The following is a 23,409-nucleotide window of genomic DNA, read 5'->3' as shown; positions in this document are numbered from 1 at the left end:
GACCGCACCTGCCCGGGCGGACCATCCCCCTGCTCACGCCCGGGCAGGTGCTCCCGTCCTCGGTGCCGGACCGCGTCCCACCGAGGGCCACCGCTGCGGCAGGGCCGCAGCGATGAACGAGCGGCGCCCTAGGATGCCGGGCATGTCCGCCGACGCCGCCGCGCTGCTGGAGCTGCTCGCCGCCGGCGCCACCACGGACGAGATCGCCGCGGCCGGTGCTGACCCGCACCACCGCGAGCTGGCGCTGGCGGTGCGCCGGGCCACCGATGCCCTGGTCCGGCGCGAGCACGAGCTGCACGCGCTCGTCGAGACCGCCCAGGACCTCGCCGCGCTGCGCGACCCCGCCGGGGTCCTCGACGCGATCGTCCGCCGCGCCCGCACCCTCATGGCTACCGACGTCGCCTACCTCACCCTCTTCGACGCCGAGCGCGGGGACACCTACATGCGGGCCACCGCCGGCTCGGTCTCGGCCGCCTTCCAGGCGGTGCGCCTCGACCTCGGCGCCGGCCTGGGCGGGCTCGTCGCCAAGACGCACACCCCCTACTGGACCCCCGACTACGCCGCCGACGACCGGTTCGTGCACACCAGTGCCATCGACAGCGCCGTCGGCGACGAGGGCATCGTCGCCATCTGCGGCACCCCGCTGCTGCTGCAGGGGCAGTTCGTCGGGGTGCTCTTCGCCTCGCACCGCACCCCGCGCCCGTACAGCCGGGACGAGGTGGCGCTGCTCGGCTCGCTGGCGGCGCTGGCCGCGGTGAGCATCGCCCAGGTCGAGGCGCACGAGGAGACCGCCCGCGCCCTCGCCGAGCTCTCCCGCGCCCACGAGACGGTGCGCCGGCAGAGCGACGGGGTGCGGCGGGCCGCCGCGGCCCACGACACCTTCGCCCAGGTGGTCCTCGGCGGTGGCGGCACCGACGAGATCGCCGCGGCCGTCGTCGACCTGCTCGGAGGCTGGGCTGTGCTCACCGACGCCGCCGGCACGGTGACCAGCGCCGCCGGGGCACCGCCGCCGGGGCACCGTCCGGGTGAGCGGCTGACCCCACGACCCGGGGCGGCTGCCGCGGACCGGCTCACCCGGGACGGGCAGCGCTGGGTGGTGGCGGTCGCTGCGGGCGACGAGGTGCTCGGTCATCTCGTGGTCGGCGGCAACGACGAGCTCGACCTCGCCGACACCCGCACCGTGGAGCGGGCCGCCGTCGTCGCGGCCCTGGTGCTGCTCGGCGAGCGGCGGCGCCAGGACGAGCAGCAGCGGCGGCGCACCGACCTGGTCACCGCGATCGTCGCCGGCCGCGGCGGTGACGACGCCGTGGCCACCGCTGCCCGCGAGGCCGGCATCGACCCCCGACGCCCGGGGTGCGTGCTCGTCGTCGAGGACGTGCCGCCGGACCGGCGCCGCTCGGTGCTGCTGTCGGTGGGCGCCCTGGTGGGCGCCGACGGCGTCGTCGGGGAGCACGACGGGCGGATCGTCGCCCTCCTGTCCGCGCAGGACGCCTCCGCCGCTGCCGCCGACCTGGCGCGCCGGCTGGCCCGCGTCGTGCCCGAGCCGCTGACCGTCGGCGGTGCCGGGCCTGGCCGGGAGCCGGCCGAGGCCTTCGCGGAGGCGGTCAGGGCGGTCGCCGCGCTGCAGGCGCTGGGCCGCTCGGGCGAAGGGGGCAGCGCTGACGACCTCGGCTTCGCCGGTCTGGTCGTCGGCTCCGGGCCGCAGGTGGCCCCCTTCGTCCGGTCGGTGCTGGGGCCGGTGCTCGACTACGACGAGGCGCGCGGGACCGAGCTCGTGACCACGCTGGACGCCTACTTCGCGGCCGGCTCCAGCCCGCGGCACGCGGCCGCCGCGCTGCACGTGCACCCGAACACCGTGACCCAGCGCCTGGACCGGGTGGCCGCCGTGCTCGGCCCGGGCTGGCAGCAGCCGGACCGGGCGCTGCAGGTGCAGCTCGCGCTGCACCTGCGCCGGCTGATCACGAGCGCCCCCTGACCCTGCCGCGCCCCCAGGTCCGACAAACCTAGGAGAGCCGTCCCGGACCGTGCGCGCAGCAGGTCCCGCGCGACAGTCCTAGGACTGCCGGGAGACGAGCCAGCGAGGGTCAGCCGCGCTCGCGGATCCGCTCGACGACGGCGTCCGGGGTGAGCCCGGCGGCGTCGAGCACCTGCCCGCGGGAGGCGTGCTGGATGAACTCCTTGGGCAGCCCCATCCGCAGCACCGGCGTGGCAACGCCGGCCTCGGTGCACACCCGGGCGACCTCGGCGCCGACACCGGCGGCGACGTTGCCGTCCTCGAGCACCGCGACCGTCCCGGCCCGGGCGGCCAGCGCGACGAGCGCGTCCGGCACCGGCAGCACCCAGCGCGGGTCGATGACCAGGCAGGTCCGCCCCTCGGCAGAGAGCTTCTCGGCGGCGGTCCGGGCCGTCTCGGCCATCGCGCCGACGGAGACGAGCAGCACGTCGACGTCGTCGGCGACGTCACCGGCGAGGACGTCCAGGCCCTCGTACTCGGCGACCGCCTGCACCGGCTCGGCGACGCTCCCCTTCGGGAAGCGCACGATGCTCGGCCCGTCGTCGATGTCCACCGCCTCGTGCAGCGCCCGGCGGATCCCGGCCCCGTCGCGGGGGGCGGCGACGGCCACCCCGGGCACGAGGGTGGCCAGGGCCAGGTCCCACATGCCGTGGTGGCTGGCGCCGTCCGGTCCGGTCACGCCGGAGCGGTCGAGGACGAAGGTGACCCCGGCGCGGTGCATGGCGCAGTCCATGAGCAGCTGGTCGAAGGCGCGGTTGAGGAAGGTCGCGTAGATCGCCACCACCGGGTGCATCCCGGCGAAGGCGAGGCCGGCGGCCATCGTCGTGGCGTGCTGCTCGGCGATGCCGACGTCGAAGATCCGCTCCGGGTAGGCGTCGGCGAAGGGCTGCAGCCCGACCGGCATCATCATCGCCGCGGTGATCGCGACGACGTCCTGACGGGCGGCGCCGAGGGCGACCATCTCGTCGGAGAACTCGTCGGTCCAGCTGCGTCCGGCGATCTCCAGCGGCAGCCCGGTCTCGGGGTTGATCTTCCCGATCCCGTGGAACTGGTCGGCGAGGTCGTTGACCGCGTGCTCGTAGCCGCGGCCCTTCTGGGTGATGCAGTGCACCATGACCGGCCCGCCGAAGGCCTTGGCCCGGCGCAGCGCCTGCTCGACGGCCTCCTCGTCGTGCCCGTCGACCGGGCCGAGGTACTTGATGCCGAGGTCCTCGAACATCCCCTGCGGCGCCCAGAAGTCCTTGGCGCCCTTCTTCATCGAGTGGAAGGCCTGGTAGGCGGTGCGGCCCACGACCGGGGTGCGGGTCAGCTTGTCCTTGCCCCAGTCGAGGACCTGCTCGTACTGCCGGTTGGTGCGCAGCATCGCCAGGTGGTCGGCGAGCCCGCCGATGGTCGGGGCGTAGGAGCGCTCGTTGTCGTTGACGACGATGACCAGCGGCAGGTCCTTGTCGGCGGCGATGTTGTTCAGCGCCTCCCAGGCCATCCCGCCGGTGAGCGCCCCGTCGCCGATGACCGCCACCGCGTGCCGCTCCTCGCCGCGCAGCCGGTAGCCCTTGGCGATCCCCTCGGCCCAGGAGAGCGAGGTGGAGGCGTGACTGTTCTCGACGACGTCGTGCTCGGACTCGCCGCGGCTGGGGTAGCCGGAGATCCCGCCGCGGGTGCGCAGCCCGGAGAAGTCCTGCCGCCCGGTGAGCAGCTTGTGCACATAGCTCTGGTGGCCGGTGTCGAAGACGAGGGTGTCGCTGGGGCTGTCGAAGACCCGGTGCATGGCGATGGTCAGCTCGACCACGCCGAGGTTGGGGCCGAGATGGCCGCCGCTGCGGGAGACCTCGGCGACGAGGAACTCGCGGATCTCCTCGGCGAGCGCGTCCAGCTGCTCCGCCGGGAGCCGCTTGAGGTCGTCGGGTGAGGAGATCGTCTCGAGCAGGGCCACGCTGGCGCGTCCTTCCGGGGTCGGGGTGACCGATCGAGTCTACGTGCCCGACGCTGTGAGCGTGCTGGGAGCGGGCGAAGGGGGTCCCGCCCGCCGCCTCCGGTCACAGCCGGGGGACGAAGGTGGCCCCGTCGAGGGCCTCCCGCACCAGCGCCACCGAGCGCTGCGCGGACCGCAGCCGCAGCCCCTCACGCTCCAGGCAGACCAGCACCGCGTCGGTCGCCCCGGCCGGCAGCTGGTCGGCCATCTCCACCCGCACGCTGCGGTAGGCCTCACGCATCGCCGCGAGCTGGGCGCCCACGTGCTGCTCGGCCAACCAGGCGAGCACCTCGGGGTGGCGCCGCACCGCGCCGTAGCCCCGGTAGTCCGGCGGACAGAGGTCGAGCAGCCAGCCGACCACGGCCGGCTGCCAGCCCGCCGCGCCCGGCGGCGGCACCCGCTCCGGCCAGCCCGGAGGGCCGCCACGGGTGGCCGCCGTCCCGGTCGCCGCCCCCGGCGACCCGGGTCGGGCGACCCGCACCGGCGGCGACGAGTCGAACATGCGTTCGATGATAGGTCACCGGTAGCGAGCACGTACAGACGGTCAGCACCGCCACCGTCGCCCTAGCATCGTCGGGGTGGGTGACAACGCGAGTGGGTGACACGAGGGTGGGTGACATCGAGGGTGGCTGATACCGAGGAGAGCGCGGTGCGCTCCGCCGAGGCCGCCGTCGGGCTGCCCTCCCCGGCGCTGCGCCCCTACCTCGACAGCTACCAGGGCTACCGGGTACGGCTGCACCCGGACGCGGTCCACCACGGTGAGCCCTCCCCCGCCGCGACCGTCATCATCACCCTCGACGCACCGATCCGGCTGGGGTGGGCCGGTGCCGGCACGCAGCGCCACGAGGTGCTGCTCTGCGGGCTGCACACCCGGCCCGCGGTCATCCGCACCGACGGCGTGCAGCACGGCATCCAGCTCTCCCTCACACCCACCGGTGTCCGCCGGCTCCTCGGGGTGCCACCGTCGGCGGTGCACCAGAGCCTCGTCGATCCTGTCGAGGTGCTGGCCGCCGGGGACCATCGACGACGGGCGGTGTGGTCGAGCATCGCCGAGCAGCTGGCGGCGATCGACTCGTGGCCGGCCCGCTTCGCGCTGCTCGACACGATGCTGCGGGCCACCCTCGACGAGCAGGCCCCGGCCGCCCGCGACGAGGTGGCGACCACCTGGCGGCGGCTGGCGCAGAGCCCCGGCACCGCGGTCGGCGTGCTGGCCGACGAGGTCGGCTGGTCCCGGCGACACCTGAGCGCCCAGGTCGGCGCCGAGCTCGGCGTGACGGTCAAGCAGGCTGCCCGGCTGCTGCGCCGGGAGCGGGCCCGGCGCCTGGCACCCCAGGTCGGTCTCGCCGAGGCGGCGGCCCTGGCCGGCTACACCGACCAGTCGCACCTCACCCGGGACTGGGTGGCGCTGTCGGGCCGGACGCCCCGGCAGAGCCTGGACCACCCCTTCTTCGTCCCGGACTGACCGCACCGGACGCTCGGCTCCGGGCCGAAGGGAGAGTTCCCGTTCGTCCAAGACACCTGCGGCCGCCGACGCCCAGACTGCTCCCATGAGCAGCCAGAGCTACGCGATCTTCACCTACGACGACGCCGCCACCGGCACCGCCTTCCTCGAGGCGGTGGGCTTCCGTCGGGTGGCGCTGCACCACGAGGACGAGGACCGGCAGGTCGTCGCGCACGGCGAGTACGCCTGGCGCGCCACCGGCGGTCTCATGCTCGGCTCCGCCCGCCGCGGCTCGGACCACGCCGAGGACGACCAGGTCGGGCGCGGGCGGATCTACTGCGTCCTCGACCGGGACGCCGAGGTGGACGAGACCCACCAGCGCGCCCTGGACGCCGGCGGGCGCTCGCTCGCCGCGCCCGCCGACCAGGACTACGGCGGCCGCAGCTGCACGGTGTCCGACCCCGAGGGCAACGTCCTCAGCTTCGGCTCCTACGCCGGGGCGCACGGTCCGGCGGCGCTGCGCCCGAAGCTCGTCGTGGCCGACGCGGACGCGGCGATCGCCTTCTACGGCAACGCTTTCGGCGCACAGGTCCAGGCGCGGCACGCGATCGACGGGTCGGTCGTCTTCGCCCAGCTGAGACTGGGTGACCTCGGCGTCGAGGTGCAGGTCAAGGACGCCGACGACGCCGACCCGGTGGCGGCGGGTGCGCCGGGTGTCCTGCTGGAGCTGACCGTCGGCGACCCGGACGCCGTGTGGGAGCGGGCGGTCGACGCGGGTGCCACGGTGCGCTTCCCGCTGACCGACCAGCCCTACGGCGCGCGCCAGGGGCGGCTCATCGACCCCTTCGGTCAGCAGTGGCTCGTCTCCGGCCCGCTGACGATGTCACCGGAGCAGATCGACGCCGCCCTGGCCGAGATGAGCTGACCGGCGCGCTCGCCGCCGGCTGGCGGCCCACGCGTCGCACCCTCAGCACGCGCCAGGGCCCGCACACCACATGGTGTCCGGGCCCTGGTGCGTGGCGGGGTCATCCCCCGCGCCGGCTCACTTCACCAGCGAACGCAGCACGTACTGCAGGATGCCGCCGTTGCGGAAGTAGTCCGCCTCGCCGGGGGTGTCGATACGGACCACGGCGTCGATCTCCACCGTCTCGCCGCTCTCCTTCGTCGCAGTCACCGTGACCGTGCGCGGGGTGGTCCCCTCGTTGAGCGCGGTGAGGCCGGTGACGTCGAAGGTCTCGGTGCCGTCCAGCCCGTAGCTGGCGGCGTTCTCGCCGGCCGGGAACTGCAGCGGGACGACGCCCATGCCGATGAGGTTGGAGCGATGGATCCGCTCGTAGGACTCGGCGAGGACGGCCTTGACGCCCAGCAGGGTGGTGCCCTTGGCGGCCCAGTCGCGCGAGGAGCCGGAGCCGTACTCCTTGCCGGCCAGGACGACCAGCGGCACGCCGGCCTCCTGGTAGGCCTGGCTGGCCTCGAAGATCGTCGTCTGCTCGCCGCCGTCGAGGAAGTTGCGGGTGAAGCCGCCCTCGACGCCGTCCAGCAGCAGGTTCTTCAGCCGGATGTTGGCGAAGGTGCCGCGGATCATCACCTCGTGGTTGCCGCGCCGCGAGCCGTAGGAGTTGAAGTCCTTGCGCTCCACGCCGTGCTCGGCCAGGTACTTGCCGGCCGGGCTGTCCGCCTTGATGGCGCCGGCCGGGCTGATGTGGTCGGTGGTCACCGAGTCACCCAGCAGGGCCAGCACGCGGGCGCCGGAGATGTCCTCGACCGGGGCCGGCTCGCTCTGCATGCCGTCGAAGTACGGGGCCTTGCGCACGTAGGTCGAGTCCTCGTCCCAGGCGAAGGTGTCGCCCTCCGGCGTCGGCAGCGAGCGCCAGCGGTCGTCGCCGGCGAAGACGTCGGCGTACTTGTCGGTGAACATCTCCTGGCTGATCGCCTCGTCGATGGTGCGCTGCACGTCGGCGGGGTTGGGCCAGATGTCCTTGAGGAAGACGTCGGTGCCGTCGGCGTCCTGGCCCAGCGGCTCGGAGTCGAAGTCGACGTCCATCGTGCCGGCCAGGGCGTAGGCGATGACCAGCGGCGGGGAGGCCAGGTAGTTCATCTTGACGTCCGGGTTGATCCGGCCCTCGAAGTTGCGGTTGCCGGAGAGCACCGAGGTGACCGTGAGGTCGTTCTCCTGCACGGCCTGGCTGATCTCCTCCGGCAGCGGACCGGAGTTGCCGATGCAGGTGGTGCAGCCGTAGCCGACGAGGTGGTAGCCCAGCTTCTCGAGGTAGGGCCACATGCCGGCCTTCTCGTAGTAGTTGGTGACCACCTTCGAGCCGGGCGCCATCGACGTCTTCACCCAGGGCTTGACGTCCAGGCCGCGCTCGACCGCGTTCTTGGCGAGCATGGCCGCGGCCATCATCACCGACGGGTTGGAGGTGTTGGTGCACGAGGTGATCGAGGCGATCACCACGGCGCCGTCCTTGAGGCCGAAGGTCTGGCCGGCGTAGCTGACCTCGACCTCGCGCAGGTCACCGTCCACGCCGTAGTTCTTCACGTCGGAGGCGAACTGCTCCTTCGCCTCGGAGACGACGATCCGGTCCTGCGGGCGCTTCGGGCCGGCGATCGAGGGGACGACGGTGGACAGGTCGAGCTCGAGGCGCTCGGAGAAGCGCGGCTCGGTGCTCGGGTCGTGCCACAGGCCCTGCTCCTTGGCGTAGGCCTCGACGAGGGCGAGCTGCTGCTCGTCGCGGCCGGTCATCCGCAGGTAGTCCACGGTGACGTCGTCGATCGGGAAGATCGCGCAGGTGGAGCCGAACTCGGGGCTCATGTTGCCGATGGTGGCGCGGTTGGCCAGCGGCACCGAGGCCACGCCCTCGCCGTAGAACTCGACGAACTTGCCGACGACACCGTGCTCGCGGAGCATCTCGGTGATCGTCAGCACGACGTCGGTGGCGGTGGCCGCCGGCGGGATCTCGCCGGTGAGCTTGAAGCCGACGACCCGCGGGATGAGCATCGAGATCGGCTGGCCGAGCATGGCCGCCTCGGCCTCGATGCCGCCGACGCCCCAGCCGAGCACGCCCAGGCCGTTCTCCATGGTGGTGTGGCTGTCGGTGCCGACGCAGGTGTCCGGGTAGGCGAGGGTGCCCTCGTCGGTGTCGCGGACCATGACCGAGCGGGCCAGGTGCTCGATGTTGACCTGGTGGACGATGCCGGTGCCCGGGGGGACGACCTTGAAGTCGTCGAAGGCGGTCTGCCCCCAGCGCAGGAACTGGTAGCGCTCCTGGTTGCGCTGGTACTCGAAGTCGACGTTGCGCTGGAAGGCGTCCTCGCGGCCGAAGACGTCGATGACGACGGAGTGGTCGATGACCAGCTCGGCCGGGGCCAGCGGGTTGATCTTGGAGGCGTTGCCGCCGAGCTCCTCGACCGCCTCGCGCATGGTGGCGAGGTCGACGATGCAGGGCACGCCGGTGAAGTCCTGCATGATCACGCGCGCCGGGGTGAACTGGATCTCGGTGTCCGGCTGGGCGTCCTGGTCCCAGCCGCCGAGCGCGCGGATGTGCTCGGCGGTGACGTTGGCCCCGTCCTCGGTGCGCAGCAGGTTCTCCAGCAGCACCTTGAGGCTGTAGGGCAGATCGCCCGAGCCCTCGACCGCCGCGAGGCGGAAGATCTCGTACGTCTGGTCCCCGACGGTGAGCGCGCTCTTCGCGTCGAAGGTGTTGACACTGGCCACGGTCGACTCCCTCATCCCGGCGGCACCTGGCTTCTTAGGTGCGCCTTATCTTGACATCAAGATAAATCTATCACAGCGGGCCCGGCCGATGTGCGCCCCCTCACCCTCCCCTCCGTCGCAGCTACCCGGGCAAATTGCGCCTGGCCTCCGCAACTGCCCGGGCAAATTACTGACGCACCGCAACTGCCCGGGCAAATCGCGCCCGCTCCCGCAACTGCCCGGGCAAATCTCACCGGCCTCCGCAACTGCCCGGGCAAATCCCCTAGGTCCCGCAACTGCCCGGGCAAATCGCGCCTCGTCTGCGCAACTGCCCGGGCAAATCGCGCCTGGTCTGGGCAACTGCCCGGGCAGTTGCGGATCAGGGGGACGGGGCGAAGGTGGCGACGCACTCGACGTGGTGGGTCATCGGGAAGGCGTCCAGCGCCCGCAGCCCGACGAGCTCGGCGCCCCGCTCGCGCAGGTAGCGGGTGTCCCGGGCCAGCGCGGCCGGGTCACACGCGACGTAGACCACCCGTCGCGGGCGCAGGCGCAGCAGCGCCTCGACGACCTCGCGGCCGGCGCCGCTGCGCGGCGGGTCGAGCACGACGACGTCGGCGCTGGGCGGCAGCAGCGGCGAGGAGGCTCCTCCCCGACGCGCCCGTCCGCCCGAGCGCCCACCACCGCCACGGCCGCCACCGCGACCCGACCGGCGCCCGGAGACACCGAGCGCCTCGTCCACCCGCGCGGTCACGGCGAGCGCCTGCGGCAGGTCGGCGAGGTTCTCCCGCAGGTGCCCCCCGGCCCGCCGGTCGCTCTCCACGGCCACCAGCTGACCGCCCTCGCCGGTGGCCTGGGCCAGCGGCCCGGAGAGCAGCCCCACCCCGGCGTAGAGGTCGAGCACCCGCTCCCCCGGCGCCACCGCGGCCGCCTCAAGGACCGCCTCGACGAATGCCCGCGGTGCGTCCCGGTGCACCTGCCAGAAGCCGCGGGCGTCCACCCGGGCCTCGCGCCGCCCGTCCCCCGCCGGGACGAGCTCCGTCAGCGGCAGCGGCGGGGTCGGCAGCGGCCGCCCGTCCGCGTCGCCGGGCACCTCGACGACGACGGTGTCCGCCTCGCCGGCGGCGGCGACGACGTCGAGCGCGGCCAGCCCGGCCAGCTCCTCGGGCTCGGTCACGGCGTCCTGGTGGCTCTCCCGCACCCCCTCGTCCACCCGGGGGTCGGCGATGGCGCAGGTGGCCACCGGCACGATCTCGTGGCTGCGGTGCCGACGCAGGCCGAGCACCGGTGTCGCCGCCCCCTCGGGAGCCTCGGCCGTCCCGACCGCCAGCTCGACCCGGGTGCGGTAGCCCAGCCCGCCCTCGTCGTCGAGCGCCTCGACGACGACGTCGCGCTCCACCCCGGCCAGGCGGCTCAGCTGCTCGGCGACGACCTGCCCCTTGAGCGTGCGCTGGTGGCCGATCTCGACGTGCTGCAGGTCGCAGCCGCCGCAGCCCCCGGGGCCGGCGTAGCGGCACGGCGGCGCCACCCGGTGGCTGTCGGCGCGCAGGATCTTGATGGCGTCGGCACGGACGAAGCGGTCGCCGGGACCCCCTTCGGTGATCCGGGCGCGGACCCGCTCGCCGGGGATCGCGTGCCGGACGAAGAGCACCCGGCCCTCGTGCCGGGCGACGCAGTGCCCGCCGTGGGCCACCGGCCCGACCTCGACCTCCACCTCGACACCGGGCACGAGCTCGTCGGCACCCGGACCGGACTCCGCCTCGGGCTCCCGTCCGGGCCCCAGCCCCGGCCCGCTCACCAGTCACCCCGTCGCACGTCGCCGGCCACCGGACCGTCGAGACGCTGCTCGGCCCCCTCGGCGCTGGCCAGCTGCCAGGGCACCGAGGCGACCATGACGCCGGGGGTGAAGAGCAGCCGGGTGCGCAGCCGCAGCGCGCTCTGGTTGTGCAGCGCCTTCTCCCACCAGTGCCCGAGCACGTACTGCGGGATGTAGACGACGACCATGTCGCGGGGGCTGCCGGAGCGGATCGACTTCACGTAGTCGACGACCGGGTGGGTCACCTCGCGGTAGGGCGAGCCGAGCACCTTCAGCGGCACGGGGATCCCGCGCCGCTCCCAGTCGTCCTGCAGCGCCCGGGTCTCGTCCTGGTCGACGTCCACGGTCAGCGCCTCGAGCGTCGCCGGGCGGGTCGCCTTGGCGTAGGCCACCGCCCGCAGCGTCGGCTTGTGGATCTTGCTCACCAGGACCACCGCGTGCACCCGCGACGGGAGCAGCTGGGCCCGGGTGTCGTCCTCGCTGACCGCCAGCTCGTCACGCACCCGGTCGTAGTGCCGGCGGATGCTGCGCATGAGCAGGTAGAGCGCGATCATCGCGGCCACCGCCCAGCCGGCGCCGTGGGTGAACTTGGTGACCAGCACCACCGCCAGCACCGTCCCGGAGAGCACCGCGCCGAGGGTGTTGATCGCCCGGCTGACCTGCATCGTGCGGCGCGCCTGCGGGTCGCGCTCGACGCGCAGGTGCCGGTTCCAGTGCCGGATCATCCCGACCTGGCTGAGCGTGAAGGAGACGAAGACCCCGACGATGTAGAGCTGGATGAGGGCGGTGACCTGGGCGTCGTAGATGGCGATGAGCACCGCGGCCGCGCCGGCCAGCAGCAGGATGCCGTTGGAGAAGGCGAGCCGGTCGCCGCGGGTGTGCAGCTGACGCGGCAGGTAGCCGTCCCGGGCGAGGATCGAGCCGAGCACCGGGAAGCCGTTGAAGGCGGTGTTCGCGGCCAGCACGAGGATCAGCGCGGTGACCACCGAGACCAGCACCACCCCCGCGCCGAAGCCGGAGAAGACCGACTGGGCCACCTGGGTCATCACGGTGTCCTGGACGTAGTCCGGGCCGACCAGCTGCCCGTCCGGACCGACCAGCTGGCTCTGCGGGTCCTCGGCGAAGTGCACCTGGGTCCACGAGGCCAGCGCCATCATCGCCAGCAGCATGGTGATCGAGATCAGCCCCATGAGCGCCAGCGTGGTGGCGGCGTTGCGGCTCTTCGGCTCCTGGAAGGCGGGCACCCCGTTGCTCACCGTCTCCACCCCGGTCAGCGCCGAGCAGCCGGAGGAGAAGGCGCGCAGCAGCAGGAAGGCCATCGCCAGGGTGCTCAGCTGCTCGTAGCCGGCCTCGGGCGCGATGCTCAGGTCGGCGCTCTCGGCCAGCGGCAGGTCACCGGTGCTGCGCCGCACCAGCCCGACCACGGCCATGCCGAGCACGGTGAGCATGAAGAGGTAGGTGGGGATGGCGAAGGCGGTCCCGGACTCGCGCACCCCCCGCAGGTTCATCGCGGTGAGCCCGAGGATGATGGCGATCGCCACCGCCGCCTCGTAGCCGCGGATCGCCGGGAAGGCGGCCGCCGCGTTCTGCACGCCCGAGCTGACCGACACCGCCACGGTGAGCACATAGTCGACGAGCAGCGCGCTGGCCACGGTCCGCCCGGCGCGCGGGCCGAGGTTGACGCTGGCCACCTCGTAGTCGCCGCCGCCGGAGGGGTAGGCGCGCACGTTCTGCCGGTAGCTGAGCACGATGACGACCATGACGACGACGACCGCCAGCGCCACCTCCCAGGAGTGGGTGAGCACCAGCGCGCCGCCGGCCAGGCCGAGGGTCAGCAGGATCTCGTCCGGGGCGTAGGCCACCGAGCTGAGGGCGTCGGAGGCGAAGACGGGGAGCGCGATCTTCTTCGGCAGCAGGGTCTCCCTGAGCCGATCGCTACGCTTCGCGCGGCCGACGAGCAGCCGCTTGAGGACACGTCCTGAGGACACGAAGGACGAGTGTAAGACCCGCCAGGCCGGGCGGTGCGCGGCGTGTACCGTCGCTCTCGTGCACTTCGTCATCATGGGTTGCGGGCGCGTGGGCGCCTCCCTGGCACGCAACCTGGAGCGCTCCGGGCACGACGTCGCGGTCGTCGACCAGGACCCCGGCTCCTTCCGCCGGCTCGGCCCCGACTTCGCCGGCACCCGGGTGACCGGCGTCGGCTTCGACCGCGACACCCTGGTGCAGGCCGGGATCGAGCAGGCCTACGCGCTGGCCGCGGTCTCCAGCGGCGACAACTCGAACATCCTCGCCGCCCGGGTGGCCCGGGAGACCTTCGGCGTCGACCACGTCGTCGCCCGGATCTACGACCCGGGCCGGGCCGAGGTCTACCAGCGCCTGGGCATCCCCACGGTGGCGACCGTGCGCTGGACCGCCGACCAGGTGCTGCGGCGGCTGCTGCCGCAGGCCCAGGTGCCCGAGCTGGCCGACGCCTCCGGGCGGCTGGTCATCGTCGACGTCCCGGTGCACGAGGACTGGGTCGGTCTGCCGCTGTCCCGTCTCGAGGCGGCCGCGCAGGTGCGCGTCGCCTACGTCACCCGGCTCGGCGAGGGCATCGTCCCCGGACCGAGCACCGCCTACCAGGACGGTGACCTGGTGCACCTCGTCATCGCGACCGACCGGGTCGAGCAGGTCGAGCGGATCCTGGACGCTCCCCCGGCCCGGCAGGAGGCCTGAGCCGTGCGCGTCGTCATCGCCGGGGCCGGCAGCGTCGGGCGCTCCATCGCCCGCGAGCTGCTGCACAACGGGCACGAGATCCTGCTCATCGACAAGGAGGCCGACCAGGTCCGGGTGCAGCGGCTGCCCGAGGCCAACTGGCTCGCCGGTGACGCCTGCGAGATCAGCCGGCTGCAGGAGGCCCGCCTGGACGACTGCGACGTCGTCGTCGCCGCCACCGGCGACGACAAGGCCAACCTCGTGGTCTCGCTGCTGGCCAAGACCGAGTTCGGGGTGCCGCGCACCGTGGCCCGGGTGAACAACCCGAAGAACGAGTGGATGTTCGACGAGTCGTGGGGCGTGGACGTCGCGGTGAGCACGCCGCGGCTGATGACCGCCCTGGTCGAGGAGGCGGTCAGCGTCGGTGACCTGGTGCGGATCTTCGAGTTCCAGCAGGGCAGCACGACGATGACCGAGATCACCCTGCCGGCCGACAACCCGCATGTCGGGCGCCGGGTGGGCGACATCGTCTTCCCCCCGGACACCCTGCTCGTCGGGATCATCCGGGACGACCGGCCGATCGCGCCCACCGACGACGACGCGCTCGAGGCGCACGACGAGCTGCTCTTCCTGACCACGGTCGACGACGAGCCCGAGCTGAGCACGATGATGCGCCCGCAGGCCCGCCCCGGGCGGGGCTGAGCCGAGGGCGGCCCCGGTCGAGCACCGGCGGCCGGGTGACCGGACCGGTCAGGCCGGTCCGTGCTCGCGCTGGGCGTCGGCGGCGAGGCTGTGCCCGCGGACCAGCTCGTCGTCGGGGTCGATCGGGGTGCGACCGCGCACCAGCAGCAGCCCCATGACGACGACCGCCCCGGCCCACAGCGGCCAGCCGAGGACCACCTTCGCGACGGTCAGGGCGGCGATGTTGCCAGCGAGGTAGAGCGGGCCCATGATCGCCACCCGGATCGCGTAGAGCCCGACGAGGACGAGGGTCAGCCGGCTGCACACCCGGACCGCGGCCGGGTTGCGCCGCCACCGGAAGGGGTCGCCCTCGGCGATCGCCGGGTCGGCGGCGCCGATCATGAAGCCGACCACCGGCCAGCGCAGCAGCACCGAGAGCAGCGCCCCGATCCCCCAGGCGATGCTGGTGAGGATGCCCGGCAGGAAGGCGTCCTCGGCGTTGCCCGAGCGCAGCGCGAAGAAGGCGGCCAGCCCGGTGGCGACGACCGAGGTGAGCACGAACTGGGGGGTCTGGCGCTGGGCCAGCCGGGCCAGCAGCAGCAGCACGGTCAGGCCCGCGGCCGCGCCGAGGGAGAGCCGGGCGTCGGCGGTGCTGGCCCAGACGATGACGAAGGCCAGCATCGGCAGGGTGGTCTCCAGCGACCCGCGCACCCCGCCGAGCGCGTCGGACAGCCGCCGCCGGATGAGCTCCTCGACGGTGGTCACCGGCAGCGGACCGACCGGGCCGGCCGGCCCGGGACCGCCGACCGTCGGCTCAGCCACGTTGGGCGTCCCCGTCCGGCAGCAGCTCGTAGGCGGGGTTGAAGATCGTCGGGCACCCCTTGGGGTGGGCCAGCCGGCCGGTCGCCTTGAGGTAGGCGCCGGGCTCGATGCCACGGATGCGGCGCTGCCCGAGCCAGACGAGGACGACCTTGCGGCTGCCGTCGAAGAGCTCGGCGACGAGGGTGGGCACGTTGCCCTTGGGCCGGATCGTCACGCAGGTGATGGTGCCGCCCACGGTGACGATCTCCCGGTCCTTGCACTGCGAGATCGAGGTGCAGCCGTGCTTGGTGACGGCCTCGCGCAGCTCGTCGGCGGCGAGGTCGTCGTCCGAGCGGCGCAGGTCGGAGATCCGCTGCAGCAGCCCGGGAGCCATCAGCGGACCTCGGTGATCTCGGGGCCGCGCTCGAAGGGCCGCAGGTCGCCGCCCTTCGACTGCTCCTGCCCCTCCTCCTCGACCTCGTCCGCGGGCTCGGCGGTCTCGGGCTGGCTGGGCATGCTCAGCGGCAGCATCTCCCGCGGCGCGCGCGGCTCGTCGCCGCGCACGACGACGATGCCGCGGACGGCCTCGTCGAGGCGCTCGCGCTGCTCGGGGTCGACCGCGGCCGGGCCGGAGTAGACCATCCGCAGCAGCCAGCGCGGTCCGTCGACGCCGGCGAAGACGGCCGGGGCGAAGACGGTGCGGCCCTGCGCGCCGGACTGCGGCAGGCGGGTGCGCAGCTCGGCGCCGAAGGAGCCCTGGCCGACGTCGACGGTGCCGCCGCGACCGGTGATCATCTGCTCGATCTCGTCCCGGATCTCGCCCCAGATCCCGGCGGAGCGGGGCGCGGCGAAGGCCTGCAGCTGGACGATCGAGTCGCCGATCGCGACGACCGCGCCGGTGACCTGCTGCTGCTTGTCCAGCTCGAGGCGCAGCTCCATCCCGGGGACCGGGGCGACCTGCAGCGCACCGAGGTCGATGCGCTCGCCGAGCTCACCGGCGTCGGCGACGTCACGCGGCCCTTGGGCGGCGCTGTCGGCGCCACCCGTGCCGTCGGTGTCCTCGGCGGTGCTCCCGTCCGCGGCTGCCGTCTCGCGCTCGGTGGTCCCGGCGTCCGCCTCGTCGGCGGGGCTGGCCTTCTTCTTCCGGCCGAACATCATCGACCTCCTGTCGTCGGGCCGGGGGCGAGGCCCCCGCTGGATCCGTGCCCAGTCTCTCCCCGTTCGCTGCCCGGAAGCCAATCTGTCTCCGCGAAGCCCGGCCGGAGCACCTCCTGGACGAGCAGCTGGGCGATCCGGTCGCCCGGGCGCACGGTGACGCTCTCGCGCGGGTCGAGGTTGACGAGGTTGACCATGATCTCGCCGCGGTAACCGGCGTCGACGGTGCCCGGGGCGTTGACCACGGACAGGCCGTGCCGGGCGGCCAGGCCCGAGCGCGGGTGGACCAGCCCGACGATGCCCTCGGGCAGCGCGACGGCGATCCCGGTGGGCACCAGGGCCCGCTCCCCCGGGGCCAGGGTGACCTCGGCGACCGCGGTGAGGTCGGCTCCGGCGTCGCCCGCCTTCGCATACGCCGGCAGGACCGCGTCCGGGTGCAGCCTCCGGACGTGGACCGCGGGGATGGTCGCGTCGGTCACGGTCTCAGGCGGCGCACTCCCGGCACACCGGCCCGGACGCCCCCTCGGACGCCAGCTGGCTGCGGTGGTGCACGAGGAAGCAGCTCGTGCAGGTGAACTCGTCCGCCTGTCGCGGCACGACCCGGACCGACATCTCCTCGCCGGAGAGGTCGGCGCCGGGCAGCTCGAAGCCCTCCGCCATCTCGGTCTCATCGACGTCGACGTTGGACGAGCTCGCATCGCCGCGACGGGACTTCAGCTCCTCGATGGAGTCCTCCGACACATCGTCGTCGGTCTTCCGTGGCGCGTCGTAGTCAGTCGCCATGTCTCCCTGTCTCTCTCAGTGCTGTCGCAGGTGGCCCCGGTCGCCGTGGACAACGCGGAGAGTGCCCGATTTGTGCCCGGCGCGCCGGATTGTGCCCTACCACCGACCTCAGCGCCAAGAGGTATCCCCGACGGGTCTGCTCAGCGGCCCTCGGCGGGCTCCTCGCCGACCTCGGCGAGCACCTCCGTCAGGGCTCCGAGCAGCTCCTCGTGCAGCCGCGGCGGACCCGCCACCGTCATCGCCGTCCGAGGGTCGCCCCCGGACAGGTCGGTGACGCGCGCACCGGCCTCGGTGGCCACCAGCCAGCCGGCGGCCAGGTCCCAGGGGTTGAGCCCGCGCTCGTAGTAGGCGTCCAGGCTGCCGTCGGCGACCCGGCACAGGTCGAGCGCGGCGCTGCCGAGGCGGCGGATGTCCCGCACCCGGGGCAGCATCCGGGCGGCGACCTGCCCCTGCCAGGCGCGGCGGCCGGCCTCGTAGCCGAAGCCGGTGCCGAGCAGGGCCACCGGCAGGCCTGCGTCCGGGCCGGCGCCCACGTCGAGCGGCGCCGGCGCGTCCGACCCGACGGCGCGGGTGGCGCCGTGGCCCAGGGCGGCCTGGTAGCGCTCCTCGCTGACCGGGTTGACCACGGCCCCGGCCACCGGGTGCCAGCCCCCGGGCACGGCGGGGTCGCCGACGACGACCGCCACCGAGACCGCGTAGGCGGCGATGCCGTAGAGGTAGTTGACGGTGCCGTCGATCGGGTCGACCACCCAGGTCAGACCGGAGCTGCCGCTGCGCCCGCCGGACTCCTCCCCGTGGAAGGCGTCCTCCGGGCGGTGCTGACCTACCCGCCGCAGCAGCAGGTCCTGGCTGCGCTGGTCCATCACCGTGACCACGTCGGTGGCCGAGCTCTTGGTGGCGGCCACCCCCAGCTCGACCGGGCGCTCGTCGCGGACGAGCTCGCCGGCCTCCTCGGCCAGCTCCAGGGCGAGGTCGGCCAGCGCGGGCAGCTCGTCGGCGGGCACCGGCAGGGCGGCGGGGTCGGGGCGCACGATCAGTCCTGTCCGCACAGCGCCGGGGCGGCGGTGCTGAGGTTGGGGCAGCAGCCGGGGGGGCACACCGAGGGGTGGGAGTCCAGGTCGCGCCAGGTGACCCGCACCGGCTCCTCCCCGCGCGCCTCGGCGGCCCGCTCCAGCATGAGGTCGACGAGCCCGGCGACGAAGGAGGAGGTCGGCTGCGGGGTGTCCACCCGGGTGAAGCCGATGCCGACCTCGGCGGCCGTCTCGGCGGCCTCGGTGTCGAGGTCGTAGACGACCTCCATGTGGTCGGAGACGAAGCCGGTGGGGGCGACCACGACGTGCTCGACCCCCTCGGCGGCGAGCTCGGTGATCCGGTCGCCGACGTCCGGCTCCAGCCACGGCACGTGCGGGGGGCCGGAGCGGGAGCAGAAGGACAGCCCGCCGTCGAGCTCGACACCCAGCGCGGTGGAGACCTCGGCGACCAGCGCCCGGGCCAGGGCGACCTGGTCGCGGGAGTAGGCGCGGCCCTCGCCGTCCCCGGGCCCGGAGGTCTCGTCCATCGACTCCGGGATCGAGTGGGTGACGAAGAGCAGGTGCGGGCGGATCCCCTGCTCCACCAGCGGGCGGACGGCGTCGGTGAGCAGCCGCGCCCAGGTGCCGGCGACCGCCGGGTGCTCGCCGTAGGGGCGGACCTTGTCGATCTGCAGGTCGACGCCGGCGGCGTCGACCCCCTTCGCCAGGTCCTCGCGGTACTGCCGGCAGGAGGACCAGCACCGCCAGGCGCTCGTGGTCACCGCGAGCACCCGGTGCGCGCCGCCGGCGGCCAGGTCGGCGAGGGTGTCGCCGACGAAGGGGTCGGTGTGCCGGTTGCCGAGGGCGACCGGCAGGGAGCAGCCGCGCTGCTCCATCTCGGTGGCGAGGTCGCTGAGCAGACGGCGGTTCAGCCCGTTGATCGGGCTGACCCCGTCGAAGAGCTGGTAGTGCGCGCCGACCTCGACGAGCCGCTCGTCCGGGATGCCGCGCCCGGCGGTGACCCGGCGCAGGAAGGGCAGCACCTCGTCCGGCCCCTCGGGCCCGCCGAAGGACTGCAGCAGCACCGCGTCGTAGGGGGCCAGCGGGTGCTCGGCCTGCTCGGCGGCGGCGCTGGCGGGGACGGCGGGGGTCTCCGGGTCGACCATGAGACCGACCCTAGCGGCGTGTACGCGCAGGCTCGCGGGGCGGTCGTGGCAGAGTGCGGCTCACCACCACGCGGACACAGGAGGGACCATGCGCGACCTGCGACTCATCGGCGTGCACGACGACGGGGAGCACCTGGTCGTCGCCGACGATGCGGGCGAGCGGTTCCGGCTGCGCATCGACGACCCGCTGCGGGCGGCGGCCCGGCGCGACCGGCCGCGGCTGGGGCAGCTGCAGATCGAGATCGACGGCGACGTGCGGCCCCGGGACGTGCAGGCGATGATCCGGGCCGGCGCCACCGCCGAGGAGGTGGCCGCGCGTACCGGCTGGACGCCGGAGCGGGTGGCCCGCTTCGAGGGTCCGGTGCTGGCCGAGCGGGACCATGTGGCGACCCGCGCGCAGAGCGTGCGGCTGCGCGGCAGCAACGCCGCCGGGGCCACCGAGACCCTGGGGCAGCGGGCGGCGGCCCGGCTCTCCGAGCGGGGCGTGGACGCGGCGAGCGTCGTCTGGGACGCGGCCCGCGACGGCGACGGGCAGTGGACGGTCTCGGCGGGCTTCCTCGCCGGTGGCCGGGACCGGCTGGCCACCTGGTGGTTCGACGCCGCCGGGATGAGCGTGGTGGCGCGCAACGACGAGGCCAAGTGGCTCTCCGAGGCGGACACCCCGGCCGGCCCGGTGCCGGCCCAGGTGCACCGCCCGACCGACGTCTTCGACGTCGAGGCGAGCGAGCGGCCCGGGCAGCGGGCCGACACCGACGACCTCATCGCCTCGATGCGGGAGTCCTCGGGGGCCCGCAACCGGCGGCGACGCGGGGGCCGGCGCCGTGGAGCCGCCCGTCCCGGCGCGGAGTCGCTGCCGCTGGACGAGGCGGAGGAGCTGCCGCCCTCGGCGAAGGGTCCGCACCCCGAGGATCTCGCTCGGGCTGCCGAGGAGCAGGACGCGCAGCGGGTCGAGCCGGCCGTCGCGGTGCCGGTCGTGGCCTCGCCGGACCCTGCGGGGGGCGAGGCTGGACCGTCCGACGCTGCGGCGCCCGGATCTGCGGACGAGCCGGAGCTGCTCGCGCCGGCCGACGAGCCGGAGCCGACCGGTGACCCGGTCGAGGCGCCGAGCGACCAGCAGGCCGGCTCCCCCGTCGATGAGCCCTCCGTCGACCCATCCCCCACCGAGGAGCCCGGGCTCGCCGAGGTGGCGCTCGAGCCGACCCTGACGGACGAGGCCGACGCGGCTCCCACCGGTCCCGAGACCGCTCAGCGCGACACCGACGAGGGCACGACGTCCGGACCGGAGCAGGACGACGACGCACCGACCGCCGACGACGCCTCGGACGGCGGAGCCGGCGAGACGGACGCGGCCGGGTCCGAGGACTCCCCACGCCCGGCCCCCTCGAAGAAGAAGGGTCGCGCGCGGGTCCCCAGCTGGGACGACGTGATGTTCGGCGCGAAGAAGGACTGACCACCCCTTCCCCCTCCCTTCGTCCCCACCCAGGACGCCCACCCTTCGACGCGACGCTCCCCCTACGACGCGACCTACCACGCAGTAAGTGCTGTGATCACAGCACTTACTGCGTGGTAGCCGGGGGTCTAGGGCGCACGGTCAGGGGCGGGGCGGCAGCGGGCAGGCGTCGAGGTCGAAGGGGAGGACATCGGCCGAGGCGGCCGCGGCGTGCGCCGCCCTCGCGTTCATCCGGCGCATGTGGTGCCGGCGGCAGAGCACCTCGTACTCCACCTCGCTGGCCGAGGTCGCGGTGTCACCGACGACGACCTGCTCCCCCTCGACGACCATGAGCCCGTCGACGACCCGGGCGTTGTGCGTCGCCCGGCGGCCGCACCAGCACAGCGCGGCGACCTGCAGCACCTCGACCCGGTCGGCCAGCTCGAGCAGGCGCTGGCTGCCGGGGAAGAGCCGGGTGCGGAAGTCGGCGGTGATGCCGAAGGCGAAGACCTCGATGTCCAGCTCGTCGACGACCCGCGCCAGCTGGTCGATCTGCTCGGGCTGGTAGAACTGCGCCTCGTCGCAGATGAGGTAGTCCACCCGGTCGCCCGCGGTCAGCTGGGCCACGACCGTCTCGAAGACGTCGATGTCCCCGGCGAGCTCGACGGCATCGGTGGCCAGCCCGAGCCGCGAGGACAGCACCGACTCCCCCGCCCGGTCCAGCCGGGTGAAGACCACCCCGTGCCGGCCGCGCGCCCGGTGGTTGTGGTCCATCTGCAGCGCCAGGGTCGACTTCCCGCAGTCCATCGTCCCGGAGAAGAAGACCAGCTCAGCCACGCCGACCCCCGTCCGGGAGCACGCTCAGCCACGGGATGGCGACCTCGTCGTCGGTGACCGAGCCGTGCAGCCCCACCAGCGCCCGCAGCTCGGGTCGGTGGCGGCGCGCGTCGCTGACCGCGACCGGACCGGTCATCGCCGCGATGACGTCACCCACCCGCGGGCTCACCCGGCCCGCCACCGCTCCGAACCAACCGTCGGCGACCGCCTGATCGCGACTCATCACGAGCGCGTCGTCGCCGAGACGGGCCCGCCAGGTGGCCAGCACGTCCCCGTCGGCCCCCGGCTCGACGTGCAGCTGCACGCATCGAGGCTCTCCGGAGTAGTGCCGCACCCCGGCGGCCAGCTCGGTGTCCACGGTGAGGTCGAGGCGGGTCTCCTCGGGCACGTCGACCATGCCGTGGTCGGCGGTGACGTGCAGCGCCACGTCCGGCGGCAGCAGCCGCGCCAGCCGGGCCAGCTCGGCATCCACGGACTCCAGCTCCTCGCCCCACTGCCACGAGGTGCACCCGTGCACGTGGCCGACCTTGTCCACCTCGCCCCAGTAGAGGTAGACGAGGCTGGCCGGGTCCGCGCGCAGCGCCGCCAGCGTGGCGTCGACACCGCCGGCCAGGTCACGGGCGGCGACGAACCGGCCGCCGCGCAGCGCCGCCCGGGTCAGGCCGGAGCCGTCGAAGTGGCGGGGCCCGATCCGCACCACCGGCACGTCGGCGGCGGCCGCCGCCTCGAAGACGGTCGGCTGCGGCTGCCAGCGCAGCGGGTCCGGCCCGTCCTCCCAGGACAGCTCGTTGAAGACGGCCTCCCCGGCCGGGTCGTAGGCCTCGTAGCCGACCAGCCCGTGCTCCCCGGCCAGCGTGCCGGTGCCGAAGGTGCCCATCGAGGTGGCCGTCGTCGAGGGGAAGCCGCAGCCGAGGGTGCGCGACGTCGCCGGGTCGGCCAGCAACGAGCGCAGGAAGGGGGCGTGCCCGCCGCGACGGGCGAGCAGGTGGGCGCCGAGCCCGTCGACGAGGACGACCACCGCGCCCCGGGCCGGCGGCAGCTCACGGTCACCGGGCCGATACAGGCCGGGCACGCCGAGACTGGTGGCGACGGCGGGCAGGACCCGGGCGAGCGAGTCCTCGACCGCGGTCGCCTGCGGGGGTCGGGGAAGCACCGGCGGGCTCAGCGGCCGATGCTGGCGGAGAGGTCGCGGGCGAAGGCGCTGGCCCGGTCCAGGGCGCCGCGTCCCTCGGCGTCCGCGCTGACCCGCAGCGCGATGTCGTCGGAGGTGATCGTGCCCTCGTAGCCGTGGTCGGCCTCGCAGGCCGGGTCGGCGCACTGCGCCGGGAGCAGGTCGACCCGGCTGATCGTGCCCCAGCCGATGGTCAGGGTGACCTCGCGGCCCAGCGAGCCGGGCACGTAGCGGGCCGGGTCGGCGACGACGTGGGTGAGCATCACCCCGCGCACCGCGGACAGCGGGATGCACTCGGTGCTGGCGGTGGCCACCTGGTCGCTGGCGGCCTCGTCGGCGTGGTCGTCGGCGTGCGCGATGACCAGCCGGGTGCCCGTGCGGGCGAGCACGGTGATGTGCCGGCGGATGTTCTCCTGGTCGAAGGTGGTCTCCTGGTGCACCAGGTGCGAGACGACCTCTTCTTCCCCCACCGCGGCCTTGACGACGTCGGCGACCAGGGCCGGGTAGTAGCCGGCCCGCTCGATCGCGGCGGTGAGGTCGCTCGGCAGGTCGATCGCGGTCAGGTCGGCGGGTGCGGGCATGGCCGCCATTGTGCCCCACCGCCGCCCCGCCCTCACCTCCCCTTTATCGGGTAACCCGATAATGCGCCGTTCGCCGGGGAAGGCTTCTCCGGGGAACGAGAGGTTCTCCGCACCCCGCGGGAGCACGGGTGACCAGAGCGCGTGGGAGGTGACCGGGGATGAGTGGG

The 23,409-nt window shown here is 74.0% G+C and carries 21 protein-coding genes; 6 read left to right on the top strand and 15 right to left on the bottom strand.

Going from position 1 to position 23,409, the window contains the following annotated elements:
- The first annotated feature begins 142 nt into the window (after positions 1-142).
- Positions 143-1,975, top strand: coding sequence for a helix-turn-helix domain-containing protein (locus BJY28_RS11940; RefSeq protein ID WP_246313398.1), 1,833 nt, complete (start codon positions 143-145; stop codon positions 1,973-1,975).
- A 109-nt stretch (positions 1,976-2,084) separates the two neighbouring features.
- Here the strand turns inward: BJY28_RS11940 and dxs are convergent, their stop codons facing one another.
- Together dxs and BJY28_RS11930 are read right to left on the bottom strand one after the other, a co-directional pair.
- Positions 2,085-3,947, bottom strand: a complete 1,863-nt coding sequence (dxs, locus tag BJY28_RS11935; protein ID WP_179463207.1) for a 1-deoxy-D-xylulose-5-phosphate synthase — start codon at positions 3,945-3,947, stop codon at positions 2,085-2,087.
- A 103-nt stretch (positions 3,948-4,050) separates the two neighbouring features.
- The gene (locus BJY28_RS11930) at positions 4,051-4,488 is read right to left on the bottom strand and encodes a hypothetical protein (protein ID WP_246313397.1); all 438 of its coding nucleotides are present in this window, start codon (positions 4,486-4,488) and stop codon (positions 4,051-4,053) included.
- Between the two features lie 123 nt (positions 4,489-4,611).
- On the opposite strand from BJY28_RS11930, the gene BJY28_RS16905 reads away from it, so the two are divergent.
- Entirely contained in the window at positions 4,612-5,448 is an 837-nt protein-coding gene (locus tag BJY28_RS16905) for a helix-turn-helix domain-containing protein (RefSeq protein ID WP_179463206.1), read from the top strand.
- An 85-nt stretch (positions 5,449-5,533) separates the two neighbouring features.
- A complete protein-coding gene (locus tag BJY28_RS15880; protein ID WP_218875316.1) occupies positions 5,534-6,352 on the top strand; it encodes a VOC family protein in 819 nt (272 codons plus the stop codon).
- Between the two features lie 117 nt (positions 6,353-6,469).
- Here BJY28_RS15880 and acnA read toward each other — a convergent pair whose 3' ends face one another.
- From acnA to BJY28_RS11905, 3 genes are all read right to left on the bottom strand, one after another.
- On the bottom strand, positions 6,470-9,157 hold the full coding sequence (acnA, locus tag BJY28_RS11915) for an aconitate hydratase AcnA (RefSeq protein ID WP_179463205.1): 2,688 nt from the start codon (positions 9,155-9,157) through the stop codon (positions 6,470-6,472).
- A gap of 343 nt (positions 9,158-9,500) precedes the next feature.
- Positions 9,501-10,916, bottom strand: coding sequence for a class I SAM-dependent RNA methyltransferase (locus tag BJY28_RS11910; RefSeq protein WP_343037088.1), 1,416 nt, complete (start codon positions 10,914-10,916; stop codon positions 9,501-9,503).
- A complete protein-coding gene (locus tag BJY28_RS11905; protein ID WP_179464107.1) occupies positions 10,913-12,994 on the bottom strand; it encodes an APC family permease in 2,082 nt (693 codons plus the stop codon). The genes BJY28_RS11910 and BJY28_RS11905 overlap by 4 nt, the downstream gene beginning before the upstream one ends.
- On the opposite strand from BJY28_RS11905, the gene BJY28_RS11900 reads away from it, so the two are divergent.
- Positions 12,981-13,649 carry an NAD-binding protein gene (locus tag BJY28_RS11900; RefSeq protein WP_179463204.1) on the top strand — a complete coding sequence of 223 codons (669 nt, stop codon included), beginning with the start codon at positions 12,981-12,983 and terminating at the stop codon, positions 13,647-13,649. The genes BJY28_RS11905 and BJY28_RS11900 overlap by 14 nt on opposite strands.
- Before the next feature lie 3 nt (positions 13,650-13,652).
- Positions 13,653-14,330 carry an NAD-binding protein gene (locus BJY28_RS11895; protein ID WP_179463203.1) on the top strand — a complete coding sequence of 226 codons (678 nt, stop codon included), beginning with the start codon at positions 13,653-13,655 and terminating at the stop codon, positions 14,328-14,330.
- Positions 14,331-14,378: 48 nt separating this feature from the next.
- On the opposite strand, the gene BJY28_RS11890 is transcribed toward BJY28_RS11895, so the two are convergent.
- From BJY28_RS11890 to BJY28_RS11860, 7 genes are all read right to left on the bottom strand, one after another.
- The gene (locus tag BJY28_RS11890) at positions 14,379-15,131 is read right to left on the bottom strand and encodes a DUF3159 domain-containing protein (RefSeq protein ID WP_179463202.1); all 753 of its coding nucleotides are present in this window, start codon (positions 15,129-15,131) and stop codon (positions 14,379-14,381) included.
- A complete protein-coding gene (locus tag BJY28_RS11885; protein ID WP_179463201.1) occupies positions 15,124-15,504 on the bottom strand; it encodes an OB-fold nucleic acid binding domain-containing protein in 381 nt (126 codons plus the stop codon). Before BJY28_RS11885 ends, BJY28_RS11890 begins: the two co-directional genes overlap by 8 nt.
- Positions 15,504-16,268, bottom strand: a complete 765-nt coding sequence (locus BJY28_RS11880; protein WP_179463200.1) for a DUF3710 domain-containing protein — start codon at positions 16,266-16,268, stop codon at positions 15,504-15,506. The genes BJY28_RS11885 and BJY28_RS11880 overlap by 1 nt, the downstream gene beginning before the upstream one ends.
- Positions 16,265-16,744, bottom strand: a complete 480-nt coding sequence (dut, locus tag BJY28_RS11875) for a dUTP diphosphatase (protein ID WP_179463199.1) — start codon at positions 16,742-16,744, stop codon at positions 16,265-16,267. Before dut ends, BJY28_RS11880 begins: the two co-directional genes overlap by 4 nt.
- A gap of 4 nt (positions 16,745-16,748) precedes the next feature.
- On the bottom strand, positions 16,749-17,048 hold the full coding sequence (locus BJY28_RS11870) for a DUF4193 domain-containing protein (RefSeq protein ID WP_179463198.1): 300 nt from the start codon (positions 17,046-17,048) through the stop codon (positions 16,749-16,751).
- Between the two features lie 140 nt (positions 17,049-17,188).
- On the bottom strand, positions 17,189-18,079 hold the full coding sequence (locus BJY28_RS11865) for an inositol monophosphatase family protein (protein ID WP_179463197.1): 891 nt from the start codon (positions 18,077-18,079) through the stop codon (positions 17,189-17,191).
- 2 nt (positions 18,080-18,081) lie between these two features.
- Positions 18,082-19,224, bottom strand: a complete 1,143-nt coding sequence (locus tag BJY28_RS11860; protein ID WP_179463196.1) for a ferrochelatase — start codon at positions 19,222-19,224, stop codon at positions 18,082-18,084.
- Positions 19,225-19,312: 88 nt separating this feature from the next.
- Between BJY28_RS11860 and sepH the strand changes: the two genes are divergently transcribed.
- On the top strand, positions 19,313-20,674 hold the full coding sequence (sepH, locus tag BJY28_RS11855; protein ID WP_179463195.1) for a septation protein SepH: 1,362 nt from the start codon (positions 19,313-19,315) through the stop codon (positions 20,672-20,674).
- 141 nt (positions 20,675-20,815) lie between these two features.
- Here sepH and BJY28_RS11850 read toward each other — a convergent pair whose 3' ends face one another.
- Genes BJY28_RS11850 through BJY28_RS11840 form a run of 3 tightly spaced genes read right to left on the bottom strand, consistent with a single transcriptional unit; the run spans position 20,816 to position 23,251 of the window.
- Complete coding sequence (locus BJY28_RS11850; RefSeq protein ID WP_179463194.1) at positions 20,816-21,490, bottom strand: thymidine kinase; 675 nt, start codon at positions 21,488-21,490, stop codon at positions 20,816-20,818.
- Positions 21,483-22,643 carry an alkaline phosphatase family protein gene (locus BJY28_RS11845; RefSeq protein WP_179463193.1) on the bottom strand — a complete coding sequence of 387 codons (1,161 nt, stop codon included), beginning with the start codon at positions 22,641-22,643 and terminating at the stop codon, positions 21,483-21,485. The genes BJY28_RS11850 and BJY28_RS11845 overlap by 8 nt, the downstream gene beginning before the upstream one ends.
- Positions 22,644-22,651: 8 nt before the next feature.
- Positions 22,652-23,251, bottom strand: coding sequence for a DUF5998 family protein (locus tag BJY28_RS11840; protein WP_179463192.1), 600 nt, complete (start codon positions 23,249-23,251; stop codon positions 22,652-22,654).
- Positions 23,252-23,409: the final 158 nt, after the last annotated feature.

The organism is Janibacter alkaliphilus (genome assembly GCF_013408565.1).
GTDB classification, from domain to species: domain Bacteria; phylum Actinomycetota; class Actinomycetes; order Actinomycetales; family Dermatophilaceae; genus Janibacter; species Janibacter alkaliphilus.
The sequence above is the reverse complement of the archived record's forward strand: the minus strand, read 5'-3'. Positions and strand labels throughout refer to the sequence as shown.

Bases quoted from the DNA above. Each gene is read 5' to 3' on its own strand.
- BJY28_RS11905 (WP_179464107.1), bottom strand. From the start codon at position 12,994: ATGACGAAGTGCACGAGAGCGACGGTACACGCCGCGCACCGCCCGGCC.
- BJY28_RS11940 (WP_246313398.1), top strand. From the start codon at position 143: ATGTCCGCCGACGCCGCCGCGCTGCTGGAGCTGCTCGCCGCCGGCGCC.
- BJY28_RS11870 (WP_179463198.1), bottom strand. From the start codon at position 17,048: ATGGCGACTGACTACGACGCGCCACGGAAGACCGACGACGATGTGTCG.
- BJY28_RS15880 (WP_218875316.1), top strand. From the start codon at position 5,534: ATGAGCAGCCAGAGCTACGCGATCTTCACCTACGACGACGCCGCCACC.
- sepH (WP_179463195.1), top strand. From the start codon at position 19,313: ATGCGCGACCTGCGACTCATCGGCGTGCACGACGACGGGGAGCACCTG.
- BJY28_RS11840 (WP_179463192.1), bottom strand. From the start codon at position 23,251: ATGGCGGCCATGCCCGCACCCGCCGACCTGACCGCGATCGACCTGCCG.
- BJY28_RS11885 (WP_179463201.1), bottom strand. From the start codon at position 15,504: ATGGCTCCCGGGCTGCTGCAGCGGATCTCCGACCTGCGCCGCTCGGAC.
- BJY28_RS11880 (WP_179463200.1), bottom strand. From the start codon at position 16,268: ATGATGTTCGGCCGGAAGAAGAAGGCCAGCCCCGCCGACGAGGCGGAC.
- BJY28_RS11930 (WP_246313397.1), bottom strand. From the start codon at position 4,488: ATGTTCGACTCGTCGCCGCCGGTGCGGGTCGCCCGACCCGGGTCGCCG.
- acnA (WP_179463205.1), bottom strand. From the start codon at position 9,157: ATGAGGGAGTCGACCGTGGCCAGTGTCAACACCTTCGACGCGAAGAGC.
- BJY28_RS11860 (WP_179463196.1), bottom strand. From the start codon at position 19,224: ATGGTCGACCCGGAGACCCCCGCCGTCCCCGCCAGCGCCGCCGCCGAG.